The sequence below is a fragment of the Amycolatopsis sp. WAC 01416 genome, assembly GCF_003947485.1.
In the GTDB taxonomy this organism is placed as follows: domain Bacteria; phylum Actinomycetota; class Actinomycetes; order Mycobacteriales; family Pseudonocardiaceae; genus Amycolatopsis.
Genome location: NZ_QHHX01000006.1, coordinates 14,169 through 30,331 on the forward strand (window position 1 = coordinate 14,169; position 16,163 = coordinate 30,331).

The window sequence follows — 16,163 nt, forward strand, 5'->3', positions numbered from 1 at the left end:
CATCTCACGCGTCAGGCGGCTTCGTGCGCCTCTTCGACCGTACCCGGCAGCGCCGGACCCCGCGGCGGGATCGCCTCGGCGTCGGCCGGGTCGACCTTCCGCACCGAACCGTCGGCCGCGGACTGCGCGATCGCGAGCATCGAGGCCAGCGCGTCCTGGATCTGCTGCTGCTCCCGCTCCGGGATGAGGCTCAGCTCGATCAGCACGCTGCCGTTGCCGAGCAGCCCGTACCCGTTGCGCGCGATGCCCTGGTAGTCACCGCCGGGGTACTGCGAGACATAGCCGCCGTTGCCGTCGATCGACCGCTGCACCACGACCGCGATCTGCTTCGCGAAGTCCACATCGGACGGTTTCACGCCCGGATGCGTCGGCCACATCGTCGAAGCGGTGATCTCCTTGCCGTCGGCGTCCCGGTACCGGCCCTGCATGTGGTAGTCGACCATGATGTCCGGCTTGAACGACGCGTTCCGCCGCTGGATCAGGCCGGCCTCGGTGGCCGGGTTGTCCTCGGGAGCGACGGCCGGGTCGTGGTAGCGGTTGATGTCGTAACCCTTGCCCTTCTCACCGTATTCGGGAGTGGCGGCCGGGTCGTAGTTGTAGCGCCAGTCGCGCTCGTGCCCGTCCGGGTTGGCGCGCACGACGATGTCGACGGTCACCTTCGCGAGCAGTTTCTGCTGCCACGCGCTGTGCCCGACGCCGACCTTGCGCAGGAACTCGAGCGCGGCGGGCGTGCCGAGCGGCTCGTCGCCGTGCTGCTGGGTGACGTACTGGATCCGGGTCTTGCCGTGGCCGACCCTGGCCGCCCACACCGGACGGCCCTCGTTGCTGCGGCCGATCCTGTCCACCCGGATCTTCCCGTGGCTGAGCACGGCCAGCTTGTGCAGTTCGAAGGCCAGCTTGGCGGTGGAGGGCCGCGGGTCGACGGTCCGACCGTCCACAGTGGTCACCGTGGGCGCGGTGGTCTCGGCGGCCTGAGCGGCGGGCGTCACCAGGAGCCCGGCGCTGACAAAAAAGGACAACAGGGCGATTCCGGTCTTGAGACTCATGGTCGGTGAGTATCGACGAGCCGGGGCCGTCCAACAAGGGTGCCGGTAAACCGGTCGAGTTTTGTCGGTGGCAGGTCCTAGGGTGCCAACCGTGGGCGACTCAGAGCACGAACCGGCGATGGTGCAGGCGAAGGCGTTGGTCAAGCGTTTCGGCGATTTCGAGGCCGTCCGCGGGATCGATGTCGAGGTCCGGCCGGGGGAGGCGTTCGGGTTCCTCGGGCCCAACGGCGCGGGCAAGTCCTCCACCATGCGGATGATCGCGAGCGTCTCCCCGCGCAGCGACGGCGACCTGCGGGTCCTCGGCATGGATCCGGACGTCGAGGGGCCGAAGATCCGTGCCCGGCTCGGGGTCGTGCCGCAGCAGGACAACCTGGACACCGAGCTCACCGTCCGGCAGAACCTGCAGATCTACGGCCGCTACTTCGGGCTCTCCCGGTCACACGTGCGGAGCAAGGCCGAGGAGCTGATGGAGTTCGCCCAGCTCACCGACCGGGCGAACGCGGAGGTCGATTCGCTCTCCGGCGGGATGAAGCGGCGGCTGACCATCGCCCGCTCCCTGGTCAACGACCCGGAGCTGCTCCTGCTCGACGAACCCACGACGGGGCTGGACCCGCAGGCCCGCCACCTGTTGTGGGACAGGCTGTTCCGGCTCAAGGCCGGCGGGACCACGCTGATCATCACCACGCACTACATGGACGAGGCGGAGCAGCTCTGCGACAGGCTGGTCGTGATGGACAACGGCCGGATCGCCGCCGAAGGTTCGCCCGCGGACCTGATCAGCCGGTATTCCACCCGCGAGGTCGTGGAGCTGCGCTTCCCGAACGGCGAGCAGGAGGCGGCCGCGAAGCAGATCGAAGGCCTCGCCGAACGCGTCGAGGTGCTGCCGGATCGCGTCCTGCTCTACACGATGACCGGCGAGGCCACCCTCGAACAGGCGCACGCGCGCGGGCTGCGTCCCCTGTCGAGCCTGGTCCGTCGCAGTTCGCTGGAGGACGTCTTCCTCCGCCTCACCGGCCGGACGCTGGTCGACTGATGACGACAGCACAGACGAAGGCGTCGACGGGCCGCGTGGTCTCGCGCTGGGCCGGGGCCTGGTTGCGGGTCGAGGGCCACTGGATGTGGTACCGCCGGTACTGGGTGTCCACCTTGTACTCGACGGGTCTCCAGCCGGTGCTGTTCCTGGTCGCGATGGGGCTCGGGTTCGGCTCCCAGGTCCAGGCGGGCGCGGCGACGAGCGGGTTCTCGTACCTCGAGTACGTCGCCCCGGCACTGCTCGTCGCCGGCGCGGCGCAACTGGCGGTGGGGGAGTCGAGCTATCCGGTGCTGTCGGGGTTCAAGTGGCAAAAGGACTACCTGGCCGTCACCGCCACCCCGATCACACCGGGGCAGGTGCTCGGCAGCCAGATCATGTGGGTGAGCCTGCGGCTGACCCTGGCGGGCACGATCTACGCCGTCATCGCGGCACTCTTCGGATCCTGGACCGGCTTCGGCGTCCTCGCCGTCATCCTGATCGGGACGCTCACCGGCATCGCGTGCGGCACCCCGGTGATGGCGCTGGCCGCGACCACCTACGACGAGGGCGCCCGGTTCGGCCTGGTGTTCCGGTTCGTCCTGATCCCGATGACGTTGTTCTCCGGCACGTTCTTCCCGATCTCGCAGCTGCCGGATCCGCTGAGGTGGATCGCCTGGATCTCCCCGCTGTGGCACGGCAACGAAGCGGCGAGGGCGGTCAGCCTCGGCACCGTCGGCCCGCTCGCCACTTTGGGTCACCTCGCGTTCCTGGTGGTGCTGGCCGGGGCGGGCTGGGCGTTGGCGCACAAGTACTTCTACCGACGGCTGGTGGTCTGAAATGGCAGTGCTCACCGAAGCCCCGCGGCGCGGGGTGCTGCTGCGCGTCCTGCCGTCCGCGCTGTACAGCGGCCGGTCGACGGCGGTGCTGGAGCGCACCTTCCTGACGTATTCGCACGCCTGGATGCTGTTCGTGTCCGGCGTCTTCGAGCCGCTGTTCTACCTGATGGCCTTCCAGCTGGGCTTCGGCAAACTCGTCGGCGAGGTCGTCGGGCCCGGCGGACAGGCGATGAGCTACGTCGCCTTCGTCGCTCCCGGCCTGCTCGCGGCGTCGGCGATGAACGGCGCGATCCTCGACTCGACGTACAACCTGTTCTTCAAGCTGAAGTACGCCAAGCTGTACGACGCCATGCTCGCGACCCCGATCGGGCCGCTGGACATCGCGCTCGGCGAGGTCGGCTGGTCGGTGCTGCGCGGCGGGATCTACTCGGCGACGTTCCTCGGCGTGATGACCGTGATGGGGCTGCCCGGATCGTGGTGGGCCCTGCTGATGATCCCGGCGGCACTGCTGATCGCGATGGCGTTCTCGGCCATCGGCATCGTGCTGGTGACCTTCCTGCGGTCGGTCTCGCAGTTCGACTACATCAACCTCGTGCTGATGCCGCTGTTCCTGTTCTCCACCACGTTCTACCCGCTTTCGGTCTACCCCGCGGGGATCCAGTGGATCGTGCAGATCTTCCCGCTGTACCACGGGATCGAGCTGATGCGCGGCCTCTCGGTCGGCGTCCTGTCGTGGGGTATGGCCGGGAACGTGGCGTATCTGCTGGCGCTGGCGGCCGTCGGGATCTACGCGTCTTCGAAGCGGTTCGGCAAGCTCCTGCTGCGTTGACCCCGTCGATCCTCCCCGCAATTAGTCACCTACTTGCGTTGCTCTTCTCCCGCAAGCAGGTGACTAATTGCGGGAGAAGGTCGAGCTGGATCGCCGCGGCGCCACGGCGGCCAGCGCGTCGACCATGCCGTGCCCGTAGAAGCCGTTGAACCCCGCGTACCCGGTGCAGTACGCGTCCTGAGAGCCGTCACCGGTCAGGTCGTAGTCGGCGGGACACGCGATCGGGGTGGCCTGGCCGTTCAGCGTCCGCCTCAGCTGGCGGGCGCTGTAACCGGGGTGTTCCGAAGCGAGCAACGCCGCGACACCGGCGACGTGCGGTGCCGCCATCGACGTCCCGCACAGCGGCGCGTATCCGCCGGGAACGGTCGAAAGCACGCACCGCCCGGCCTCGCCGCCGGGAGCGGTCACATCGATCACGCCCAGCCCGTACGAGCTGTAGCCGGCCTTGACCCGCTCTTCGCTCACCGACGACACCGCGACGACGTCACGGAGGCCGGCGGGCAGCGCCTGGCAGCCTTCGCTCTGGGGCCGTGCACCCGAGTGCGGCGAGGGCACCAGCGCGACGGCTTCGTTGGTCGCCGCCGCGACGGTGAGCGTGCCTGCCGAGGTCGCGTACTCGACGGCACGGGCCATGACCTCGTTCACCACGCCCCGTCGATCGTCGTGGGTACACGAGAGCGACCACGGATCGACGAAGTAGCTGCTGTTCGTCACGGCCATGTCCTGTGAGGCTGCCCACATCAGCCCGCAGACGGCGGCCTCCGGGTCGGCGTACCCGCGATCGTCGATCACCTTCACCGAGGCGATCCGCACGCCGGGCGCCACCCCGGTGACGCCTTTGCCGTCGTCGTCGGCGGCGATGATCCCCGCGACGTGGGTGCCGTGCACCGACGTCGTCGCGGCCCAGTTCCGGTCGGGTGCGCCGGTCAGGCAGCCCGCGGACTTGCCGGGATCGAGGGCGCTCGCCAGTTCGGGGTGGGTGGGGTCGACGCCGGAGTCGAGGACACCGACGACGACGTCCTGGCTGCCCGGCTCCCGCTCACGGGCCTTGTCGGCGCCGATCGCGCGCATGTCCCATTGCTCGCCGGTGCGGTCCGCGGAAGGCACCTTTGTGGGATCCGTCGGTTCGAGTTCGGCGCGCGCGGGCGCCGAACTGGCCGGTGACGTGCCGTTGGCCCGCTGCACGGCCAGCCGTTCCGCCTGTGCGCTGAACGCGGCGGCCGGCCGGACCAGCTCGGCGAAGTCCTTGTCGGCGGAGGTCGCCACGGCCACCGCGATCTGCGGGTAGTAGATCGTCGTGCTCCCGCAGCCGCCGGTGACGGCCGCTCTGGCCTCGGCCTCGGAGGTGCCGCGGTCGAAGGCCACGACGTAACGCAGCGCCCGGCCCTGGGGATGACACGATGGCTCGGCCTCGGCCGTCGCCACAGCGGCGACCGAGCCGCAGAGCACCAAGAAGGCGCACACGGCCGCTCGCAGGGGCTGCCCCAGCAGGGACACCGGACCTCCCACCGGAGAACATCGGACAACGGGGGTCGCCGCGACCTGGCCAGCCTGGACGTCGGTATCCCCGAGCGGCACGGTAGCCACCCTCGGCCGGGTCGACAAGCTCTCCCGCGAAGTTCGCTCGGCCGGTGGTCGCGGCGCGCCCGGGAGCCGGGTCTGTGGCACCGAGTACACCGGAGTGGGGCCGGGGTGTGGGATACTCACGATGGCCGCTGGCCGATGGGCACACGTGAGAGGTGGCGCTCGCGGTCTCGTGGCCCGGTGGTGTGCTGCACATCCTCCACACGCGTCGCCGCTTGTATGCGGCTCGACGACGTGGCGGGCGGCCCGATGTCGCGAACGTGGCCAGCGCTCCGCCGAGCAGACCTTCAGCCGTATGCGGCGCCCGGACAACCCCGGCGCGCCGTCGCGGTGCCGGGCAAGGATTCCCGCTGCTGGTGACCACCACGGCGGAACGAACAGAAAGGGGCCCCTGCGCGGCCGCGTCGAGCCGGTGTGAGCCAGCCGACGCGCCCGGGGGCGGAGGAGATATATGTCGAACGCGGACACACCCGCCGTCACCGGCGGGAATACCGCCACACCCATCGCAGCCCAGCTGGGCGAACTGCCTCCCCGGATCCGGGTGCACGCGCTGGCGAAGCTGCTGGGATCCAACAGCCGTGAACTGATGGCCAAGCTCGGCGAGCTCGGCGAGACCGTCCGGAGTGCGCAGTCCAGCGTCACTCGCGATGTGGCCTTCAAGCTCGCTGAAGCCCTCGCCGTCGGAGACGAGCCCGAGGCGGCCCCTGCTGCCGAGGCTGCTGCGGTCGAGGCACCCGTCGCCGAGACCCCGGCGGCTCCCGAACCCGAGGCGAAGAAGCCCGAGGCCGAGCCGGAGCCCGCTCCGCAGGTGGAGGCTCCTTCGCGGCGTGTTCCGCCCGCGCTGGCCGCCCCGGTGACCCCGGAGCCGCCGCAGACGACGACCCGGCGGTCGAAGGCCGCCGTGCACGTCCCGGTGTTCGCCGCGCCGTCGCCGGTGTTCCTGCCGCCGGAGCCCGTCTCGGCGAAGCCCGCCCGCAAGCCGGAGCCCGCCTTCACCGAAGAGACGGCTGCCGACGAGGACGAGACGCAGAACGACCAGGCCGAGGGCCACGGCACCGACGAGGACGGTGACGACGCCAACGGCCGTCGCCGCCGTCGTCCGCGACGTCGTGGCCGTGGCCGCGGCAAGGGCGGGGACGAGAACTCGGCCGAGTCCGAGAACGAGAACGAGGACGAGCAGCCCGAAGCCCCGCGCGGTCGTCACCAGCGCGCGAAGGACAAGGAGAAGGCCGCCGAGGCCGAAGAGGCCGCGGCCGAGAACGCCGAAGAGGCATCCGCTGCTTCTGATTCGGCGGAGTCCGATTCGGACAACGACGCCGATTCCGACAACGGCAGCAAGCGCCGCCGTCGCCGTCGCCGCCGCAAGGGCGGGGACGACGACGCCACCGAGGCCACCAGCGACGACCCGCCCAACACGGTCGTCCACGTGCGCCAGGCCAAGGCAGCCGAGACCGAGCGTCCCGCCAGGGACGAGGTCCGCAGCGTGCGCGGCTCCACCCGGCTCGAGGCCAAGCGCCAGCGCCGCCGGGACGGCCGCGAGGCGGGCCGCCGTCGGGCGCCGATCCTGTCCGAGGCCGAGTTCCTCGCCCGCCGCGAGTCGGTCGAGCGCACCATGGTCGTCGCCGAGAAGGGCGAGTCCACGCAGATCGGCGTGCTCGAGGACGGTGTCCTGTGCGAGCACTTCGTGACCTCGTCGGGCACCGGCTCGATCGTCGGCAACGTGTACCTCGGCCGCGTGCAGAACGTGCTGCCGTCGATGGAGGCCGCCTTCATCGACATCGGCCGCGGCCGCAACGCCGTGCTCTACGCCGGTGAGGTCGACTGGGACTCCGCCGGTCTCGAGGGCAAGGCCCGCAAGATCGAGCAGGCGCTCTCCAGTGGCGACTCCGTGCTGGTCCAGGTCACCAAGGACCCGGTCGGGCACAAGGGTGCCCGGCTGACCACGCAGATCTCGCTGCCGGGCCGCTTCCTGGTCTACGTGCCCGCGGGCGGTGCCACCGGCATCTCCCGGAAGCTCCCGGAGAACGAGCGCCGCCGCCTGAAGGACATCCTCAAGCGCATCGTCCCCGAGGACGCCGGTGTGATCATCCGCACCGCTTCCGAGGGCATCGCCGAGGAGGAGCTGGACCGTGACGTCCGCCGCCTCAAGGCGCAGTGGGACGTCATCAAGGAGAAGGCCGAAGCCGGCAACGGCGGCAAGAAGAACAGCGCCCCGGTCATGCTCTACGAAGAGCCGGACCTGCTGGTCAAGGTCGTGCGTGACCTGTTCACCGAGGACTTCGCCAAGCTGGAGATCCAGGGCGACAAGGCCTGGAACACCATCTACGACTACGTGCAGCACGTGGCGCCGGATCTGGCCGACCGGGTCAAGCGGTACACGGGCACCGGTTCGGCCTTCGCCGACCACCGGATCGACGAGCAGATCACCAAGGCGCTGGACCGGAAGGTCTGGCTGCCCTCGGGTGGCTACCTGGTCATCGACCGCACCGAGGCGATGACGGTCATCGACGTCAACACCGGCAAGTTCACCGGATCGGGTGGAAACCTCGAGGAGACGGTGACCAGGAACAACCTGGAGTCGGCGGAGGAGATCGTCCGCCAGCTCCGGCTCCGGGACATCGGCGGCATCATCGTCATCGACTTCATCGACATGGTGCTCGAATCGAACCGTGAGCTGGTGCTGCGCCGCCTGACCGAATGCCTCGGCCGCGACCGCACCCGCCACCAGGTCGCCGAGGTGACCTCGCTCGGCCTGGTGCAGATGACCCGCAAGAAGATCGGCACCGGCCTGCTCGAGGCGTTCTCGACGCCGTGCGAGCACTGCAAGGGCCGCGGCGTGGTCGTCTCGACCGAGCCGCAGCGCACCGCCGGCGGTGGCAATGGTCACAGCCACGGCGGCAGTGGCGGCAGCAGCAGCGGCGGCGGTGGCGGCGGCGGCAAGGAGCAGAGCTCCCGCCGGTCCCGCGGTCGCGGCAAGGGCGAGGACCAGGGGCAGAACGAGCCCGCGGCGCCCAAGACCGAGGCTCCGCAGGCCTCCGGCCAGCGTGAGTCGGTGGTTTCGGCGGTCCAGGCCGTGGCCAACGCCGCCAAGGCGGCCAAGGGTGAGCACCCGCACGAGGTCACCGAGAACACCGAGGGCGCCGCGCTCAACGGCCACGCCCCGCAGGCGGCGGAGCAGCCCGCTGAGGCGGCGAAGGAAGCTTCGGAGCCCGTTGCCAAGGAAACCGTCGAACAGGCGGCCGAGGCGGCAGCTGAGCCGGTTTCGGAGCCGGTCGCCGAGCCGCCCGCGACCGAACTCGCCGGTGAACCGGTGACGACTCCGGACGACGAGGCTCCGGCCGCGCGGGACGAAGAGATCGCCGTCGTCGGGGAATCGGGCCCCGAGCCCGAAGCTCCCGAGGTTCCGGTGACTACTGAGACCGTTGTGACACCAGAGGTTTCCGAGTCCGAGGTGGACGTTCCGGCCCCGGCCGGTCCTGCCACCACTCGCCGTCGTCCGCGACGGGCGGCCTCGCGGCCGGCCGGTCCGCCGGTCAAGGCGTCGGAAAAGAGCTAGTGAACACCTAGGGGCACCCCGGTGTGATCGCACCGGGGAGCTCCACGTAACCTGTAGAACGGCCCGCCACCTAGAGCGGGCACCTTGCGCAGCATCTGGACCACCGAGACTTTCCTGGTGGGCCGATCACGCAAGCCCCCACCCGTTGTCGAGTAAGCAGGAGACTTCCGTGTCGGCGTACGCGATCGTCAAGACTGGCGGCAAGCAGTACAAGGTGGCCGTCGGCGACGTCGTCGAGGTCGAGAAGCTCGAAGGCGAGCCGGGTACCGAGCACACCTTCCCCGCAGTCCTTTTTGTGGACGGTGGCGACGTCACCACGGACGCCGACGCACTGGCGAAGGTCTCGGTCACCGGCAAGGTCGTCGAGCAGACCAAGGGTCCGAAGATCCGGATCCACAAGTTCAAGAACAAGACCGGCTACCACAAGCGCCAGGGTCACCGGCAGAAGCTGACCCGCGTCGAGGTCACCGGCATCTCCAAGTAGGACTTTCTCCGGATCTTCGTCAGAAAGAGGATTGAGCCATGGCTCACAAGAAGGGTGCGTCCAGCTCCCGCAACGGTCGCGATTCGAACGCGCAGCGGCTGGGCGTCAAGCGTTTCGGTGGTCAGGAAGTCAACGCGGGCGAGATCTTGATCCGCCAGCGTGGCACCAAGTTCCACCCCGGCGTGAACGTCGGACGTGGCGGCGACGACACGCTGTTCGCCCTGGCCGCCGGTGCGGTCCAGTTCGGCGAGAAGCGTGGCCGCAAGACGGTCAACATCGTGCCGTCCGAAGCCTGAGTTTCGGCTTCAAGCTAGACCTCTGACGAGGGGTGGGCCGGAATATCCGGGCCCACCCCTCGTTTGTTTTGTGTATCCCCTTTTCTATCGCGAGTGAATAGAGGCAAGTCATGGCGTCCCGGTTCGTGGACCGTGCGGTGATCCATCTGGCCGCCGGTGACGGTGGGAACGGCTGCGCCTCGGTGCACCGCGAAAAGTTCAAGCCCCTCGGCGGTCCGGACGGCGGCAACGGCGGCAACGGCGGCGACGTCCTGCTGATCGTCGACCCCAACGTCCACACGCTGCTCGACTTCCATTTCCGCCCACACGCCCGCGCCGGCAACGGCAAGCTGGGCCAGGGCGGCAACCGCGCCGGTGCGGCGGGGGAGACGCTGGAGATGCGGGTCCCGTCCGGCACCGTCGTGATGACGGAGGACGGCGAGATCCTGGCCGACCTGGTCGGCCCCGGCACCACCTTCGTCGCCGCGCAAGGCGGCCGTGGCGGTCTCGGGAACGCGGCGCTGGCCTCCAAGGCCCGCCGGGCGCCCGGGTTCGCGCTGCTCGGCGAGCCGGGGGAGGCCCGCGACCTCGTCCTGGAGCTGCGTTCGGTCGCCGACGTCGGCCTGCTCGGTTTCCCGTCCGCGGGCAAATCGTCGCTGATCTCGGTGCTGTCCGCGGCCAAGCCGAAGATCGCCGACTACCCGTTCACCACGCTGGTGCCGAACCTGGGCGTGATCACCGCCGGGTCGACCGTGTTCACCATGGCCGACGTGCCGGGCCTGATCCCCGGTGCGAGCGAGGGCAAGGGCCTCGGCCTCGACTTCCTGCGCCATATCGAACGCTGTGCGGTGCTGGTGCACGTCATCGACTGCGCGACCTTGGAGCCCGGACGCGACCCTCTGTCCGATATGGACGCCCTCGAAGAGGAACTCGCCCGCTACACCCCGAGTCTCGGCGGCGACCTCGCCGACCGGCCCCGCGTGGTGGTGCTCAACAAGATCGACGTTCCTGAGGCCGCCGAACTCGCGGAGTTCGTGCGCCCGGAACTGGAAGCCCGCGGGCTCAGTGTGTTCGAGATCTCCACGGCGACGCGGAAGGGACTCAAGGAGCTGACGTACGCGCTCGCCGCCGTGGTCGAGAAGTACCGCGCCGACCAGCCCGCCCCGGAGCCGGCGAAGGTCGTGCTGCGCCCGATGGCTGTCGACGACGCGGGCTTCACCGTCGAGCACGACCCGGAGGAGGAAGGCGCCTTCATCGTCCGGGGTGTCCGTCCCGAGCGGTGGATCCGCCAGACGAGCTTCGGCAACGACGAGGCCGTCGGCTACCTCGCGGACCGGTTGCAGCGGCTCGGCGTCGAGGAAGCGCTGGCCCGCAAGGGCGCCGTACCGGGGAGCCCGGTCACCATCGGCGACGTCCAGTTCGAGTGGGAGCCGTCGACCCCGGCGGGCGTCGCGGTACACCTTTCGGGCCGCGGCACGGACGTGCGGCTGGAGAACACTGACCGGATCGGTGCCGCCGAGCGCAAGGAAGCCCGCCGGATCCGTCGTGACGGCCCGGACGGTGTCGAAGACGCGATGGACGACGAGTGAGCTCGACCCGTGGTGCGATCGCCGACGCGAAGCGGGTGGTCGTCAAGGTCGGTTCCTCCGCGCTGACCACCGCCGGCGACGGTCTCGACGTGGCCAGGCTGGACGCGCTGGTCGACGCGATCGCCGACCGGGTGTCCCGCGGCACGCAGATCGTGCTGGTGTCCTCAGGGGCGATCGGCGCGGGACTCGCGCCGCTCGCGCTCGGAAAACGACCGCGTGACCTCGCCACCCAGCAGGCCGCGGCCAGCGTCGGCCAGCTCGCGCTGGCCCATGCCTACGCCGAGTCGTTCGGCCGGTTTTCCCTGACCGTCGGCCAGGTCCTGCTGACCTCGGACGACGTCGTACGCCGCGCGCACTACCGCAACGCGCAGAACACGTTCACCCGGTTGCTGGCCCTCGGCGCGGTGCCCGTGGTCAACGAGAACGACACCGTGGCCACCGAAGAGATCCGCTTCGGCGACAACGACCGGTTGGCCGCGCTGGTGGCCCACCTCATCGGTGCCGACGCACTGGTCCTGTTGTCCGATGTGGACGGTCTGTACGACGGGGATCCGCGCGACGGCGCGACTCGCAAGATCGCCGAAGTCGCCGGAGACGCCGACGTGGACGGCATCACCGTCGGCATGTCGAGCTCCGGACTGGGTACCGGAGGTATGGTCTCGAAGCTCGCCGCGGCCCGCACCGCCGCGGGTGCCGGGATCCCGGTCCTGCTCGCCGCCGCTTCCGAGGCCGCGCGCGCCCTCACGACCGCCGAGGTCGGCACGGCGTTCGCCGCCGCGGACTCCCGGCTGTCGGCCCGCCGGTTCTGGCTGGGCTACGCCGCGGGCGCATCCGGGAAACTGCACCTCGACGACGGCGCGGTCGCGGCCGTCGTCCGCCGCCGCCGCTCGCTGCTCGCCGCCGGGATCACCGGCGTCGACGGCGACTTCCAAGCGGGCGACGTCGTCGACCTGGTCGACCTTCGGCAGCGGACCGTGGCGCGTGGCGTCGTGGCCTTCGACGCGGGCGAACTGCCCGACCTCATCGGCCGCTCCAGCCACGACCTCCCCGCCGAACAGCGACGCGAGGTCGTCCACGCGGACGACCTCGTCCCCCTTCGTCGCTAGGGCACCAGACCCTGCCGAAGTCGCCGGTCCGGCAGGTCGCGAAAGGTCCAAGCGAACAGCAGGGGACCTTTGCTATCGCTTCCCCGGATCGGCGAGATGGCCGACGAGCCGTGCCAGCTGTTCGCCGTACGCCTCGGCGAACTCGGCCGAGTCGGGCTCCTGACCCGAGACGGCTCGCACGATCCGGGGCAGGGCCAGCGCGGCACTGGACGCGGCCATGAAGATCACCAGCAGGAAGGCCGGATCGAGGTCGGCGGGAAAATCGCCCGCGGCCTGGCGGGCCCGGACGTACTCCACCTGCCGCCGGAGGAACTCGCGCTGATCTTCGACGCCGATCGCGCCGGGGGCGCCGTCGGTCAGGTTCTCCCAGAGGAACAGTTTGGCGAGATCGTGGTCCCGCACCCCTGACTGGACGAAGAACCGGACCACCTCGGCGAACGGCCTGTCGTGGTCGGCGACCGCGGCGTAGCCGTCGTACATCGTCGCGGTCAGTGCGTTGTACAGCCCTTCCTTGCCGCCGAAGTAGTACGAGATCAGCTGCTTGTTCACCCCCGCCTTCGCGGCGATCTCGCTGACTCGTGCCGCGGCGTAACCCTTCGCGCCGAACTCGGCCTTCGCCGCCTCCAGGAGCTGTGTCTTGGTGCGCTCGGGGTCGCGCTGGCGTTCGACGGGGGCGCGGCGTGGGCTGCGCGCGGCGGCTTCGGACATGGGATCACCTTAGCCGCTGACTCGTTCAAACGTACGGTTGACTTAATTATCCATACGGTTGATAGTGGACGGCGGAGAGAGGAGAAACCCATGACCACGAGAATCGCGATCATCGGCGGCGGAACGGGCGGGCTCTGCCTGGCGCAAGGCCTGCGCAAGGCGGGAATCGACGTGTCCGTCCACGAGCGCAGCCGCACCCGGACCGAACGCCTGCAGGGCTATCGCGTGCACATCAATCCGCACGGCTCGGCCGCACTGCACGAATGTCTGCCGCCCGAACTCTGGGAACGGTTCCTGGCCACCACCGGGACCACGAGCGGTCCGTTCACCTTCGTGACCGAGCGGTTGCGGGATCTGATGGTGATCGACAGCGAACTCACGTCGAGCCCCGATCCCGCGTCGAACCACCACTCGGTCAGCCGGATCAGCCTGCACCAGGTGTTGTCCGACGGGCTCGACGGAGTTCTGCACCACGGCAAGGAGTTCGTCGGCTACCGCCGCGAGGGCGGGGCGGTCGTCTGCGAGTTCGCCGACGGCAGCACCGTCGAGGCCGATCTGGTCATCGGCGCCGACGGGGCCAATTCCCGGGTGCGCGGACAGCTCCTGCCCGAAGCCGGCCGGGTGGACACCGGGATCGTCGCGATCGCGGGCAAGCATCCGCTGAACGACGAGACCCGCAAGCGTTTGCCTTCCCGGCTCACCGACGGCCCGAGCATGGTGATGCCGCGAACCGGCGCGGGACTGTTCAGCGCGCCGCACGAGTTGACCGACGCTTCGTCGGTCAACGACGAGACCGCCGACCACGACCCCGTCCTGTTCGACAACACCTCGAGCTACATCATGTGGGCGTTCGCGGCGGACAACCGGCGTTATCCCGAGAACCTGTCCTCATTGGACGGTGAAGCGCTGCGGGCCTTGGTGCTGGACCTGATCGACGGCTGGGACCCCGCGTTGAAGGAACTGGTCGCCGGCTCGCCCGGAGGGACTGTGTCCCGGCTGCCGATCTTCACCTCGAAGTCCGTCGAGCCATGGTCGCCGAGCAACGTCACCCTGCTCGGCGACGCGATCCACAGCATGACCCCGTTCCGCGGCATCGGTGCGAACACCGCGCTCCGCGACGCGCAACTGTTGTGCCGCAACCTCATCGAAGCGCGGAAGACCGGCGCGCTGCTTCCCGCGATCGCCGACTACGAGCGGCGAATGCGCGACTACGGCTTCGCGGCGGTGCGCGACTCGGAACGCAGTGCCCGTCAGTTCGTTTCGGAGAACCGGGCGGGCCGCACGATGGCGCGAGGGATGTTCCGCTTCTTCCAGGCGGTCCCTCCGTTGAAGCGCAAGGTCTTCAGCGACCACGGCGACTCATAACCGGTCAGGGGTGGAGATGCCCAGCAGGGACAAGCCCAGCGTCAAGGTCTTCGACGTGAGTTCGGCCAGCAGCAGACGAGAGTCACGGACACCGTCGCCTTCCGCGTCCAGCACCGGGCACTGTTCGTAGAACCGCGAGAACACGACGGCGGTTTCGTACAGATAGGTGCACAGCTTGTGGGGGAGATGCCCGGCGGTCGCCGCGCCGACCGCCTCGGGGAACCGGATCAGTGCGAGCGCCAGTGCCCGTTCCGCGGGATGGCCGAGCAGGATCCGCACTCCGGCGAGGTCCTGATCCGCCCTCGCCAACACGGAACGGATCCGTGCGTTGGCGTACTGCAGGTAGACCGACGTGTTCCCGTTCTTGGAGAGCATGCGTTCCCAGGAGAAGACGTAGTCACGCTCGCGATCGCCGGAAAGATCCGCGTACTTGAGCGCGCCGATACCGACCGCCCTGGCGACCTCTTCCCGGACCTCGGGGGAGAGGTCGCCTCGGCCCTCGATCACTTCGGCGGCATGGGAAACCGCCTCGGTGAGCAGATCGAAAAGCCTGACCGATTCACCCGCCCGGGTCTTCATGGCGCGGCCGTCCTCGCCGAGCACCGAGCCGAACCCGATGTGCTCGGCCCGATGCTCCTCACGGAGCCAACCGGCGGCCCGGCAGACGGCGAACACCATCGCGAAGTGCTGTGCCTGTGGCGTTCCGACGACGTAGAGCAGATCGGTGACGCCGCGCTGTTCCGTCCAGTAGCGCAGGGTCGCGAGGTCGGTGGCGGCATAGCCGTAACCGCCGTCCCGCTTCCGCACGATGAGCGGCAGCGGCTCGCCTTCCCGGTTGCGGAAACCGTCGGGAAAGACGCAGACCGCGCCATCGCTGATGTCGGTCAGCCCGGCGGTGGTCAGATCGTCCACGACCGCGGCGAGAAACGGGCCGTAGAAGCTCTCGCCGTAGACGTCCTCGCTCGACAGGTCGATCCCGAGGAGTTCGTAGACCTGGCTGAAATGCCGGGTCGACTCATCGACCAGACGCCGCCACAGCGACAAGGTCTCGTCGTCGCCGCCTTGAAGCAGCACCACACGCTCCCGTGACCGGGTCGCGAAGTCCTCGTCGGTCTCGAACTTCGACCGGGCGGCCCGATAGAAGCCGTTGAGATCTCCGATCGTGTAAGGACCTGACGGGCGTTCGTCGAGCAGGTGCTCGATCAGCATGCCGAACGGAGTGCCCCAATCGCCGAGATGGTTGTGCGGGATCACTTCGTGCCCGGCGAACCGCGACAGCCGCGTGATCGCGTCACCGATGACGCTCGACCGCAGATGCCCGGCGTGCATTTCCTTCGCCACGTTCGGGCTGCTGTAGTCGATGGCGATCCGCCGTGGCCGCGGCGTCACCGCGACGCCTAGCCGTGGATCACCGTTGAGCGCGGTCGTCCGTTCAGCCAGCCAGGCCGAGCGCAGCGTGAAGTTGAGGAAGCCCGGCCCCGCGACTTCCGGCGGCTCGGCGATGTCGGTGACGTCGAGCCGCGCCGCGATGTCGGCGGCGATCTCCCTCGGCGGCTTGCCGAGCCGCTTGCCCAGACTCATCGCGAGATCGCACTGATAGTCGACCCCGCTCTGCGAGGAGACCCGCACCAGTGCGGACGGTGGCTCGATGCCGGTGACGTGATGGAGGGCTTCCACCACGCGTCGCGCCAATTCCTCGCTCACATCGCCGAACAACACGGTGTCCCTCCTTCGCGCTCGTCGTAGGAGCGCGAGAGTAGCCACCTCGCCACG

General features: G+C 69.4%; 13 protein-coding genes. 9 read left to right on the forward strand and 4 right to left on the reverse strand.

Translation table 11 applies throughout. From position 1 onward, the window contains the following. Positions 1 to 11 precede the first annotated feature (11 nt). Positions 12 to 1,046: a M14 family zinc carboxypeptidase gene (locus tag DL990_RS20800; protein ID WP_125799654.1), complete on the reverse strand. Its 1,035-nt coding sequence runs from the start codon at positions 1,044 to 1,046 to the stop codon at positions 12 to 14. 118 nt (positions 1,047 to 1,164) lie between these two features. Here DL990_RS20800 and DL990_RS20805 point away from each other — a divergent pair, with 118 nt between their 5' ends. The 3 genes from DL990_RS20805 to DL990_RS20815 are packed head-to-tail and all read left to right on the forward strand — an operon-like array spanning position 1,165 to position 3,723. Continuing rightward, a complete protein-coding gene (locus tag DL990_RS20805) occupies positions 1,165 to 2,079 on the forward strand; it encodes an ABC transporter ATP-binding protein (RefSeq protein WP_125786048.1) in 915 nt (304 codons plus the stop codon). Further along, positions 2,079 to 2,894, forward strand: a complete 816-nt coding sequence (locus DL990_RS20810) for an ABC transporter permease (protein WP_125799655.1) — start codon at positions 2,079 to 2,081, stop codon at positions 2,892 to 2,894. The genes DL990_RS20805 and DL990_RS20810 overlap by 1 nt, the downstream gene beginning before the upstream one ends. A 1-nt stretch (position 2,895) precedes the next feature. Next, positions 2,896 to 3,723: an ABC transporter permease gene (locus DL990_RS20815; protein ID WP_125785930.1), complete on the forward strand. Its 828-nt coding sequence runs from the start codon at positions 2,896 to 2,898 to the stop codon at positions 3,721 to 3,723. Positions 3,724 to 3,786: 63 nt separating this feature from the next. Here the strand turns inward: DL990_RS20815 and DL990_RS20820 are convergent, their stop codons facing one another. Then, positions 3,787 to 5,220, reverse strand: coding sequence for a S8 family serine peptidase (locus tag DL990_RS20820; RefSeq protein WP_125799656.1), 1,434 nt, complete (start codon positions 5,218 to 5,220; stop codon positions 3,787 to 3,789). A 538-nt stretch (positions 5,221 to 5,758) separates the two neighbouring features. On the opposite strand from DL990_RS20820, the gene DL990_RS20825 reads away from it, so the two are divergent. From DL990_RS20825 to proB, 5 genes are all read left to right on the forward strand, one after another. Further along, on the forward strand, positions 5,759 to 8,863 hold the full coding sequence (locus tag DL990_RS20825) for a translation initiation factor IF-2 N-terminal domain-containing protein (RefSeq protein ID WP_125799657.1): 3,105 nt from the start codon (positions 5,759 to 5,761) through the stop codon (positions 8,861 to 8,863). Positions 8,864 to 9,032: 169 nt separating this feature from the next. Beyond that, positions 9,033 to 9,347: a 50S ribosomal protein L21 gene (rplU, locus tag DL990_RS20830; RefSeq protein ID WP_005158538.1), complete on the forward strand. Its 315-nt coding sequence runs from the start codon at positions 9,033 to 9,035 to the stop codon at positions 9,345 to 9,347. A gap of 38 nt (positions 9,348 to 9,385) precedes the next feature. Continuing rightward, positions 9,386 to 9,643 carry a 50S ribosomal protein L27 gene (gene rpmA, locus DL990_RS20835; protein ID WP_086846674.1) on the forward strand — a complete coding sequence of 86 codons (258 nt, stop codon included), beginning with the start codon at positions 9,386 to 9,388 and terminating at the stop codon, positions 9,641 to 9,643. A gap of 110 nt (positions 9,644 to 9,753) precedes the next feature. After that, the gene (obgE, locus tag DL990_RS20840) at positions 9,754 to 11,211 is read left to right on the forward strand and encodes a GTPase ObgE (RefSeq protein WP_125785928.1); all 1,458 of its coding nucleotides are present in this window, start codon (positions 9,754 to 9,756) and stop codon (positions 11,209 to 11,211) included. Further along, positions 11,208 to 12,317, forward strand: a complete 1,110-nt coding sequence (proB, locus tag DL990_RS20845) for a glutamate 5-kinase (RefSeq protein ID WP_125799658.1) — start codon at positions 11,208 to 11,210, stop codon at positions 12,315 to 12,317. The genes obgE and proB overlap by 4 nt, the downstream gene beginning before the upstream one ends. Positions 12,318 to 12,389: 72 nt before the next feature. Here the strand turns inward: proB and DL990_RS20850 are convergent, their stop codons facing one another. Then, positions 12,390 to 13,025 (reverse strand): TetR/AcrR family transcriptional regulator, encoded by a 636-nt coding sequence (locus DL990_RS20850; RefSeq protein WP_125785926.1) that lies wholly within the window; start codon positions 13,023 to 13,025, stop codon positions 12,390 to 12,392. Positions 13,026 to 13,115: 90 nt separating this feature from the next. Here DL990_RS20850 and DL990_RS20855 point away from each other — a divergent pair, with 90 nt between their 5' ends. Further along, the gene (locus DL990_RS20855) at positions 13,116 to 14,390 is read left to right on the forward strand and encodes an NAD(P)/FAD-dependent oxidoreductase (RefSeq protein ID WP_125785925.1); all 1,275 of its coding nucleotides are present in this window, start codon (positions 13,116 to 13,118) and stop codon (positions 14,388 to 14,390) included. Here DL990_RS20855 and argS read toward each other — a convergent pair. After that, positions 14,385 to 16,109, reverse strand: a complete 1,725-nt coding sequence (gene argS / locus DL990_RS20860) for an arginine--tRNA ligase (RefSeq protein ID WP_125799659.1) — start codon at positions 16,107 to 16,109, stop codon at positions 14,385 to 14,387. The two genes, DL990_RS20855 and argS, sit on opposite strands and share 6 nt — an antisense overlap. Positions 16,110 to 16,163 lie beyond the last annotated feature (54 nt).

Coding starts and splice junctions, on each gene's coding strand:
- DL990_RS20800 (WP_125799654.1), bottom strand. CDS start 1,046: ATGAGTCTCAAGACCGGAATCGCCCTGTTGTCCTTTTTTGTCAGCGCC.
- DL990_RS20805 (WP_125786048.1), top strand. CDS start 1,165: ATGGTGCAGGCGAAGGCGTTGGTCAAGCGTTTCGGCGATTTCGAGGCC.
- DL990_RS20810 (WP_125799655.1), top strand. CDS start 2,079: ATGACGACAGCACAGACGAAGGCGTCGACGGGCCGCGTGGTCTCGCGC.
- DL990_RS20815 (WP_125785930.1), top strand. CDS start 2,896: ATGGCAGTGCTCACCGAAGCCCCGCGGCGCGGGGTGCTGCTGCGCGTC.
- DL990_RS20825 (WP_125799657.1), top strand. CDS start 5,759: ATGTCGAACGCGGACACACCCGCCGTCACCGGCGGGAATACCGCCACA.
- rpmA (WP_086846674.1), top strand. CDS start 9,386: ATGGCTCACAAGAAGGGTGCGTCCAGCTCCCGCAACGGTCGCGATTCG.
- obgE (WP_125785928.1), top strand. CDS start 9,754: ATGGCGTCCCGGTTCGTGGACCGTGCGGTGATCCATCTGGCCGCCGGT.
- DL990_RS20850 (WP_125785926.1), bottom strand. CDS start 13,025: ATGTCCGAAGCCGCCGCGCGCAGCCCACGCCGCGCCCCCGTCGAACGC.
- DL990_RS20855 (WP_125785925.1), top strand. CDS start 13,116: ATGACCACGAGAATCGCGATCATCGGCGGCGGAACGGGCGGGCTCTGC.